This window comes from Mesorhizobium silamurunense, from assembly GCF_014843825.1.
GTDB classification, from domain to species: Bacteria; Pseudomonadota; Alphaproteobacteria; order Rhizobiales; family Rhizobiaceae; genus Mesorhizobium; species Mesorhizobium silamurunense.
Window position 1 is genome coordinate 1 of sequence record NZ_JHQR01000161.1, and the last position, 6,298, is coordinate 6,298.

Below are 6,298 nucleotides of genomic sequence, written 5' to 3' on the forward strand. Positions count from 1 at the left end.
CTCAACAAATTAATGGGTCCTGACCCTAATCAGTTCCGGATCGTTGCGATGCGCGAAGGTGCCGAGCCCCGACAACTTGGCGTAAAAGTTGGGCGCCGCTGACAGCGTCTGCAAGCCTGCCTTCCACGCTTCGGTCGTTTGCGGCTCCATGCCGGTCAGCATACCGGCATGGGTGAGGATGAAATTCGTCTGAGGGTTTTCGCCGACCAGCGTCAGCCCGTCCTGCATCTGCGCCGGGAAGAGCTGCAGGTCGAAGGAAAGGCCATAATCGTTCAGCCGCGCTACGTTTTTCCGCACCTTGGGATCGATAACCTGGTCGGCCGAAGCGGCGAAGCGGAAAGCGGGGGTCTCGTGCCAGTGCAGCTGCATGCGCACGCCGCGCAGCAACGGATACTTTTTCAGCCGGTCGATCTGCGGCCGGACATCGTCGACCGTCATGTCGGCATAGCCGACGATGGCGTGCGGCCAGCCGGTCTCGTCGGCGGTTTTCTGCAGGAAGGCGACCTCCTTCTCGAAATCCTCCTTGGCCCAGTTGGTTTGGACATAGACGGCCTTCTCGACCCCGGAGCCTTCCTGGTCTTCGAGGAATTCCGTGATCGGATAGTCGCGGCGGATCGGCTCGTAAGGGCCGAAGATGCGCGGTACCATCGGTCCGACCAGCCAGGGCTGGTCCTGCTGGCGCCAGATGTGGAAGTGCGCGTCGATGGCTTTCTGCATCACGATACCCTTTTCCAGATGGCTTCGGCCGCCTGAGCGGGGCGGGCGAGCGACAGGATGAAATGGGTCAGGCTTCTGACCGACGAGCCATCGACCAGGTCGTCGAGCACCGGCAGGATGGCGCGCAGCGCCGCCGTCGCCGGGCGGAAGCGCGGATCGCCGGCGAGGGGTGTCGCCAACGAGAGCCGGAAGGCGCGGGCGCTCAGGCGGCGGATCGCTGTTTCGAGATCGGCATGGTCACCGCGCTCCAGCGCGTCCGACAGGATCACCACCGCCGCGCCGCGTGCGAAGGCGGAAAAGCGCGGCACCGATAGGAAGGCAAGCAAGGTCGGCCCCATGCGGGTGCCGCCATCCCAGTCGTCTACCAATGCTGAAGCGCGAGCCAGCGCCTGGTCGCGGTCTCGGATGCGCAGCGCCGAAGTGATGCGGGTAAGCCTCGTGCCGAAGGTGAATACTTCCGCGCGGTCGGCGCCTTGCACCGCCGCATGCGCGAGCTTGAGGTAGTCGGCGGTGTGCAGCTTCATCGAGCCGGAGACATCGATGAGCAGCAAGAACTTGCGCGGCACGGTCTGCCGGCGGCGCAGCAGCGGCGCGGGGATGTCGCCATCGGCGCTGACGATCTCGCTCAGCGAGCGCCTGAGGTCGAGGATGCCGCGCGAACGCGTGCGCGTGGTGCGGAAGGAACGGCGGGCGGGAAGGGCGGAGGCGAGCCGGCGGCGGAACGAACCCAGGCCATCGGCGTCGCGCTGGAAATCGCGGCTGCTCAATTGTTCGAGCGCCGAGGACAGCTCGCCGCCTTTCTCCTGGCGGACGGTCCGGCTTTCTTCTTCACGCGTGCCGCGATCGTCCTTGACGCGGGTTTCTTCGTCCTCTTCGCCTTCGATCGAAGGCTTGGCGTTGCCATAGAAATAACCGCGGAAATGCGCCTCGAATTCGCTGCGGCGGTCGGGCGAGGGCGCAAGCGTCGCAAGCGCCGCTTCGTGGATATCGTTCATCGAGCGCGGCCCAAGCAGCGTCACTGCCTGCATGAAGCTGGTCACCTGCTCGGGTGCGATGGCGAAGGCGTGGTGGCGCAGCAGTCGGGCAAAGCCGAGAAAGGGCGCCGCGGCGTGGGGCAAGCTTTCCCCATGCATCTGAGAGATAGGCGGACGATGCCAACTCGTCGTCAGCTCGGTGAGATCACGCATCACGCCAGCGCCTCCTCGACAATCCTTCCGAGTTCGGGCGCGATCGCGGACAGGTCCTCCTCGTCCTTGATCAGCACGCCGATGGCGCGGCGGAAGGCGTCCGACCACGGGCTGCCGCCTTTCTCGAGGATGGTCGCGGCATTCGCCCATTCGACGGCTTCGGCGATGCCCGGCGGCTTGGCCAGCGGACGGGCGCGGATCTGCTGCACGGCATTGGCCACCGCGCGCGCGGTCGCCTCGGCGACGTGGCCTGAGCGCAGCATGATGATCTGGGCCTCGCGCGCGGCGTCGGGATAGCCGATCCAGTGATAGACGCAGCGGCGGCGCAGCGCCTCAGCAAGCTCGCGGGTGCGGTTGGAGGTCAGGATGACGATCGGCTGCGTTTCGGCGCGGATCGTACCGCGCTCGGGAATGCTGATCTGGAAATCGGAGAGGAATTCGAGCAGCAGCGCTTCGAACTCATGGTCCGAGCGATCGATCTCGTCGACCAGAAGCACGCGCTGTTCCGGCGCCCGCAAAACCTGCAGCAGCGGTCGCGCAATCAGGAAGCGGTCGTCATAGATGTCGATCTCGTGCTCGCCGGCATGGCGGATGGCGAGCAGCTGGCGCTGGTAGTTCCACTCGTAGAGCGCATGCCCGGCGTCGATGCCTTCGTAGCACTGCAGGCGCACCAGTTCGCGGCCGAGCAATTCGGCAACCGCCTTCGCCGCTTCGGTCTTGCCGACGCCAGGCGCGCCTTCGAGCAGCAGCGGCTTGCCGAGCCGGATCGCGAGGAAGATCGCGGTCGCCAAGCTGTCGTCCGCCAGATAGCGCGAGGCGGCAAGGCGCGCCGCCACTGCTTCCGGCGAAGCGGCGATCTGTTCGGCGTCGGCGCGGGTCATCTTCTGCTCAGCCCGCGGCCTGCGCCTTCAGCGCGCGCAGGATGCGCTCCGGCGTGATCGGCAAAGTGTCGATGCGAACGCCGACCGCGTCGAAGACGGCGTTGGCGACGGCCGGGATCTGCGGGTTGGCGCACATCTCGCCCGGCCCCTTGGCGCCGAACGGGCCATCGGCGGAAGGGCGCTCCAGCACGATGATCTCAGTCGCCGCGAGATCGCCCGGCCCCGGCATCAGATACTGGTTGAAGTCGGTGGCGCCATGGTCTCGGTTCGGATAATAGGGCTCGGTCGTTTCGTAGAGCGCGTGGCTGATGCCCATCCAGGAACCGCCGACGAGCTGCTGCTCGACCATCTTCGGGTTCAGCGCGCGGCCGATCTCGAAAACGTTCTTCACGGTCAGCACCGTCACCTCGCCGGTCTCGTCGTCGACCTCGACCTCGGCCACCGTGCAGGCATGAGCATAGCAGGTCGAGGGCTTCATCGCGCCGGTCTCCTTTTCCGGATAGGAGCGCGGGATGAGAAACATGCCGCGGCCGGAGATCGAGCGGCCGCGCTTGAAGTGGGCAGCCAGCGCGACATCGAAGATCGAGATCGATTTCTGCGGCGCGCCTTTCACCAATATGTTGCCCTGGCCATCGGTTTCGAGGTCCGAAGCATTCACTTCCAGCTCCTCGGCAGCCACTTCCAGCATCACCTGACGGGCCTCCTTGGCCGCCTGAATGACGGCATTGCCGGCGCGGTGCGTGCCGCGCGAAGCGAAGGTGCCCATGCAGTGCGGGCCGGTGTCGGTGTCGGCGGTGTCGACGATGACGCGGTCGGTCGGCACGCCGATCGTCTCGGCGCAGATCTGCGCCATGATCTGCTTCATGCCCTGGCCGAGATCGACGCTGGAGAGCGTGACCATGAAATTGCCGGTCGGCGTCGAATGGACCAGCGCCTGGGTCGGGTCGCCGCCGAGGTTCATGCCGGTCGGATAGTTGATCGCGGCGACGCCGCGTCCACGCCGGATCGCCATCTCAGGCTCCCTTCCTGTAGGAGGACATCGCCATGTATTTTTCCGCTACCGGCCAGTTGGCGGCGCGCGAGGCTTCCTGCATGCACTCGATCAGCGCCGCGCCCTCGGTCGGCTGGCGATGCGCCTTCATGTCGCCGTCGCGATAGGCGTTGATGAAGCGGAATTCGAGCGGATCCATGCCGATCAGCCGCGCCAGCTTGTCCATCTGCACCTCCAGCGCGAAATCGCCGATGGTGACGCCGAAGCCGCGCATGGCCGAGGAGGGAGTGCGGTTGGTGTAGACGCAGTAGGTGTCGATCCAGACATTCGGGATCGTGTAGGGCCCGGGATAGTGCGCGGCGCCCTTTTGCGCGCCGTAAGGCGAATGGCGCGAATAGGCACCGGCATCGGTGTAGCCCGTCACCTTACGCGCTACGATGCGGCCATCCTTCATGACGCCGTCCTTGATGACGACCCTCTCGGCGGCGCGCGGCGAGGAAATCTGCATTTCCTCCTCGCGGCTGTAGATGAAAGAGACCGGGCGTCCGGTCAGCTTGGCGGCGAGGATGGCGATCGGCTCGACGATGACGTCGACCTTGCCGCCGAAGCCGCCGCCGACGGTGCCGCCGACGAAATGGAGCTTGCTGCCCGGCATCTGCAGGATGATCGAGGTGTTGTCGAGAGTGAAGAACATCGCCTGCGTGTTGGTGTAGCAGGTGAAGCGGTCATTGCCCTCCGGCGCCACCACGCAGCCGGTGGTCTCGGTCGGCGCATGCTCGATCGGCGAGGACTGGTAGCTCTGCTCGAGGATATGATCGGCCTCGGCAAAACCTGCCTCGACATCGCCGAAGCGCACCTTGCGGCACTCGCCGCTGTCATAGAGGTAGTAGTTCCGGCCGTGATATTCGTTGACGATCGGCGCGCCTGGCTTCAGCGCCTCCTCCATGTCGAAGACGGCCCGCAGCACCTCGTAGTCGACCTTGACCTTGGCGGCGGCTTCCTGCGCCGCGCGCTCGGTCTCGGCCAGCACCGCCACCACGGCTTCGCCCTTCCAGCGCAGCTTGCCGTCGGCCAGCACCGTCTCGTCCTCGGGGCCGATCTGGATCAGGATCAGGATGGTGTAGACGTTGTGCGGCACGTCCTTGGCGGTCAGCACCCTGACGACGCCGGGATGCTTTTCCGCCTCCGAGGTGTCGATCGAGCGGATGCGGGCATGATGGTGCGGGCTGCGCACCATTTTCAGATGCAGCATGCCGGGAAAATTGCGGTCGGCGAAATAGGCGGTCTTGCCGGTGACATGTCCGGGGGAATCGAGCCGCGGGCGCGGCTGGCCGATCTCGTGGAGGTCGTCCTTGCGGACATCGGCGAAATAGTCCTTGCGCAGTTCCATGGCTCGTTCCCTCAGGCGGCGTTCTGCGAATTGGCGCGCGCGGCGGTGAGCACCGCCTGGATGATCGGCTCGTAGCCGGTGCAGCGGCAGATATTGCCGGACAATGCCTCGACCGCGTCGTCGCGGCTGGGATTGGGCGTGCGGTCGAGCAGCGCCTTGGCGGCCATGATCATGCCCGGCGTGCAGAAGCCGCATTGGGTGGCGAAGGCATCGAGGAAGGCGCGCTGCAGCGGATGCAGCACGCCGCCTTCGGCAAGACCTGCCGTCGTCCTGATGTCGGCCCCGTTGCAGGTTTCGGCGAGGGTCAGGCAGGAGAGCCTCAACTCACCGTCGATGATGACTGAGCAGGCGCCGCACGTGCCCTGATGGCAGCCGCCCTTCGGCGAGGTGTCGCCGATCTTGTCGCGGAGCACGTGCAGCAGCGTCGTGCCGCTCTCGATGAATTCGGCTTTTTCGGAGCCGTTGAGCGTGAATTGAACAGGAACCTTCGCCATTCTTCCTCCTTTCGCGCCTGCCCGATGAACCGGACCGACGCGCGTCCCCCACGGACTTTTTTTCGTGCTTGTCGTTATCCCCAAAACCGCTGCTCGCTTTGGGCGACAAGCATTAACCGAGCAGCAGCCGACCGAGATGGACCGGCAGGACCTCCGCGCGATACCAAGCGCTGGCAATCGGATCGGTGATCGGCGAGATTCCTTCAGCCGCCGCGGCAAGCGCCGGTGCAATCTCCTCGGAAGTGAGCTTGCATCCGAGCAACGCCTCCTCCGCCGCCTTGGCCCGTATCGGCCGGTCGGCCATGCATCCGAGCGCGATGCGGGCGGACGTCACAGTGCCGTCGGTGGCGAACTGCAGGTGTGCCGCGATGCTCAGCACCGAGACGCCTTTCGGCTTGACCCGCGATACTTTGAGGAAGCGGAAGCTCTCCGCCTTGGGCAACGAAAAGCTGACAGCGGTGACGACGGCGCGGCTGGTGTCGCGGCCCGCCAGGAAAGTCTCGATCGGCATTTCGCCGGCCTCGGCGGCAACGCTGGCATCCAGCGCCAGCAGCGCAACCGTGAAGTCGCCGTAAGGGGCGGGGGCGAACAGGTTGCCGCCGACGGTCGCCATGTTGCGGATCGCCGGCCCGCCGACG

The 6,298-nt window shown here is 65.7% G+C and carries 6 protein-coding genes and 1 pseudogene; all 7 read right to left on the bottom strand.

The annotated features are described in order from the left end of the window. Positions 1-27: 27 nt before the first annotated feature. Positions 28-717, bottom strand: a pseudogene (locus tag DH10_RS18160) (amidohydrolase family protein); the annotation flags it as partial. Further along, positions 717-1,850, bottom strand: a complete 1,134-nt coding sequence (locus tag DH10_RS18165; protein ID WP_192243565.1) for a vWA domain-containing protein — start codon at positions 1,848-1,850, stop codon at positions 717-719. The pseudogene DH10_RS18160 and the gene DH10_RS18165, both read right to left, overlap by 1 nt. 53 nt (positions 1,851-1,903) lie before the next feature. Further along, positions 1,904-2,785 (bottom strand): AAA family ATPase, encoded by an 882-nt coding sequence (locus DH10_RS18170; protein WP_192385164.1) that lies wholly within the window; start codon positions 2,783-2,785, stop codon positions 1,904-1,906. A gap of 7 nt (positions 2,786-2,792) precedes the next feature. Beyond that, positions 2,793-3,797 carry a xanthine dehydrogenase family protein molybdopterin-binding subunit gene (locus DH10_RS37665; RefSeq protein ID WP_192243383.1) on the bottom strand — a complete coding sequence of 335 codons (1,005 nt, stop codon included), beginning with the start codon at positions 3,795-3,797 and terminating at the stop codon, positions 2,793-2,795. Position 3,798: 1 nt separating this feature from the next. Continuing rightward, the gene (locus tag DH10_RS37670; protein WP_192243381.1) at positions 3,799-5,166 is read right to left on the bottom strand and encodes a xanthine dehydrogenase family protein molybdopterin-binding subunit; all 1,368 of its coding nucleotides are present in this window, start codon (positions 5,164-5,166) and stop codon (positions 3,799-3,801) included. 11 nt (positions 5,167-5,177) lie between these two features. Further along, positions 5,178-5,660 carry a (2Fe-2S)-binding protein gene (locus tag DH10_RS18185; protein WP_192243379.1) on the bottom strand — a complete coding sequence of 161 codons (483 nt, stop codon included), beginning with the start codon at positions 5,658-5,660 and terminating at the stop codon, positions 5,178-5,180. Between the two features lie 112 nt (positions 5,661-5,772). Continuing rightward, the coding region (locus tag DH10_RS18190; protein WP_192385165.1) for an FAD binding domain-containing protein at positions 5,773-6,298 on the bottom strand (526 nt) is incomplete at its 5' end.